At 56.5% G+C, this 2,356-nt stretch carries 3 protein-coding genes; 2 read left to right on the forward strand and 1 reads right to left on the reverse strand.

The genetic code is table 11. From position 1 onward, the window contains the following. Positions 1-64 precede the first annotated feature (64 nt). Entirely contained in the window at positions 65-217 is a 153-nt protein-coding gene (locus AB6804_RS31720) for a hypothetical protein (RefSeq protein ID WP_370889816.1), read from the forward strand. A gap of 96 nt (positions 218-313) precedes the next feature. Here AB6804_RS31720 and AB6804_RS31725 read toward each other — a convergent pair whose 3' ends face one another. After that, positions 314-1,399 carry an AraC family transcriptional regulator gene (locus tag AB6804_RS31725; protein ID WP_370889817.1) on the reverse strand — a complete coding sequence of 362 codons (1,086 nt, stop codon included), beginning with the start codon at positions 1,397-1,399 and terminating at the stop codon, positions 314-316. 543 nt (positions 1,400-1,942) lie between these two features. On the opposite strand from AB6804_RS31725, the gene AB6804_RS31730 reads away from it, so the two are divergent. Then, positions 1,943-2,320, forward strand: coding sequence for a hypothetical protein (locus AB6804_RS31730; RefSeq protein WP_370889818.1), 378 nt, complete (start codon positions 1,943-1,945; stop codon positions 2,318-2,320). The last annotated feature ends 36 nt before the right edge of the window (positions 2,321-2,356 follow it).

A 2,356-nucleotide genomic window follows, 5' to 3' on the forward strand; every position in this document is an offset into this window, starting at 1 on the left:
CTTCAACACATATTGTTTCGAGCGAGCTTACGTCCACGCCTGTCGCACGCGTCGAAAACGCCTTGTGCAGACGCTCCCTAACGGCTACATCGTGAAGCCGTTTTCGGAGGCGGCATTGGCCGACAAGCTCGCGCAAGTCGCCCCACTTCCGGCCAATTCCGCCCCGACGGATCGCGGCACCTCCGTGTTCGGCGCTATCTTCAACACGACCACGTAACCTGCTCGACCATCAGCCCCGAGACGTTGCGCGTTCGCAAAAAACCCGCAGACGCCTGCAGCATGAGCCGGGAAACGGGAAGAATACAAGTGTTTATCAACCGTCATAGTCGCCCTCGCGGGTGAGTTTTCGATAGTCTGAAGGACTGCTGCCGGTCCACTGCTTGAAAGCGCGGCAAAAACCTGTGGAATCCGAAAAGCCCAGATCGAATGCTAGCGCCTCCACGCTCGTGTTCGAAGTCGTCAACCGATGAACGGCGATGTCCCGCCGCAATCCGTCTTTGACCGCCTGAAAATGCGTCCCTTCGTCAGCAAATCGACGGTTTAGCGTACGGACCGAGGTGTGAAACGCATACGCCAAGTCCGTTATTGTCACGGCCTGTGCGATTTCTTTTGCGAGATATTCGCGTGTTCGGGCCGAGATCGATGCTCGATGGAGCGCACTAAACGTCCAGTCCTCCGGGGCGCGCTTGAGGAACGCCCAGAGTTCGTGTTTCTCGCGCTTGAATGTTTCCGCGCAGTCTTGGTACCTGAAATATACACTCGTCATGCCAGCATCGAAGCGTACCTCACAGGGGTACAGAAACGCATAGTCCTCCGCATGCTTAGGCTTTGCGAAATCGAAATCCACCCGATGCAAAGTTATTTCCCTGCCGATTAGCCAAGATGCTATGCCGTGGATCAGTTTCATCATCAACTCATGCCCAAGCGGCACGACCGTCGTCCCAAGCGCTCTTTCGATGAGAGCAAGCCTTACCAAATCATTCTTAGTCGAGATTTGCAGGCGGTAATCATCGAGCAGCAAGTTCCAGAAGCGGACGAAACGGTACAAGGCTACGAGTACGGTCGGCGCGTCCAGGAGACTGGGCATGAGGTACTTTAGCGTTCCGGTACGAATTGGGCGAGACCACAATCCGAGCATCTCGTCATCGAGTCTTGCCGCGATTGCCCTGTACAGCGCAGCGTACTGCTGACGCGTCAGTCTCGCTTCGGACTGTTGCAACAACGCCTGTGGAATCGCTGCACCTGCGAGGACCTGCGTTGCTTCTGCGACGATTCTCTCTGCAGTATCTTCGACTTCGCCGATTCTGACGCCTTCATCAGACACGATCGTCGCGGTCGCGTTGATGCCACGGCGGTTTTCGTCGAACGCTATGGACGAGGGGTCGATACGAAAAGCCATCCAACTTCTCCATCGGTAGCGGCCAAGCAAGATGCTCGGCCCACTACTTAGGGTACCGACGCGACAGTATTGTCAAGGCAGCGCTGACGCGTCTTGGATCTCAGTGGGACGTGGTTTTGCCGGCAGCGATCGCCTTCGCAAGTTCATCGGCAAGAGCTGCTTGCACAGAGATTCTCGTCGCACCGCTGACGTGGGACATAGCCGGAGTACCGACAGGAAGCGTATCGGCACTCTCGCGAAGTCAAGCTACAGTCGTGCGGGTGAGAGCGTGGCTGCAATCGTGTTCTCCCGGCACCGCGTTACTGCGCCAGCGCCACATGAGCATTGTCGCGCTTGCCTCTCAGCGACCCGTCCGTCCACTAAAGCCGTGTGGACGAAATTCCGTTAAGCGGGTAGCCGGGTGGAAACCGGCACCGTCAAGACTTCGCCCGCAGTAGCGGGCATTTTTTTAATCAACGGGACTCAGCCGAGAAAAGAGTGCCGATCACCACGATTTGGAGTAGGTGATCGGGTGATCGCCGGTTTCGGCCGGTCACGGACTATATGGATAACAAAAAGATGCTCAAACTGGACAAACGGGCGTTCCTCGAGGAGGGGTCCGTCTCATCGCAAGAAGCCGAACTGATCAAGTCGAAGGTCCAAGAATTGGGCCGCGCAAAGATGACGTCGTCATCACACGGCTATCGGCCCGACGATGACCGGCCAATCATTGATTTTGCGAGAGAAGGCGAGCAGCGGTTCGCACGTACAAGCCGCGACAGCTCTGCGATCGCCTTGATGGACGTCGTCCTTGCAGCCAACCGCGATTACAACAGCGCGGTGAAACCTCACGTAGATGCCATGCGTGACCGTTACAAAGGTCTGACTCTCAGGCAACTCGCTCTTAAAGGCCAGTTCAAAAAGCGCGCTCCGTTCGGCTGAAGATGTTCCAGCAGACGAGTGCGCAGGCTAGCTTTA

It is taken from the genome of Caballeronia sp. RCC_10, assembly GCF_041360715.1.
GTDB lineage: Bacteria > Pseudomonadota > Gammaproteobacteria > Burkholderiales > Burkholderiaceae > Caballeronia > Caballeronia grimmiae.